Origin of the sequence: Algoriphagus pacificus, from assembly GCF_017254845.1 — a bacterium.
GTDB classification, from domain to species: Bacteria; Bacteroidota; Bacteroidia; order Cytophagales; family Cyclobacteriaceae; genus Algoriphagus; species Algoriphagus pacificus.
Genome location: NZ_JAFKCU010000038.1, coordinates 1 through 320 on the forward strand (window position 1 = coordinate 1; position 320 = coordinate 320).

Annotated in this window: 1 protein-coding gene; it reads left to right on the top strand. The window is 42.5% G+C overall.

Going from position 1 to position 320, the window contains the following annotated elements:
• A partial coding sequence (locus tag J0A69_RS22490) for a helix-turn-helix domain-containing protein (RefSeq protein ID WP_206588862.1) occupies positions 1–320 on the top strand: 320 nt, incomplete at both ends.

Sequence of the window (320 nt, forward strand, 5' to 3'; positions counted from 1 at the left end):
CTTGAGGACGCACGTCGCCTTAAAGCAATTTATGAAAAAAAGAAAAATGAACTTGGCTTATCCCAGGAATCTGTCGCAGACAAGATGGGGATGGGGCAGTCAGGCGTTGGTGCTTTATTTAATGGCATCAATGCATTAAATGCTTATAACGCCGCATTGCTTACAAAAATTCTCAAAGTTAGCGTTGAAGAATTTAGCCCTTCAATCGCCAGAGAAATCTACGAGATGTATGAAGCGGTTAGTATGCAGCCGTCACTTAGAAGTGAGTATGAGTACCCTGTTTTTTCTCATGTTCAGGCAGGGATGTTCTCACCTAAGCT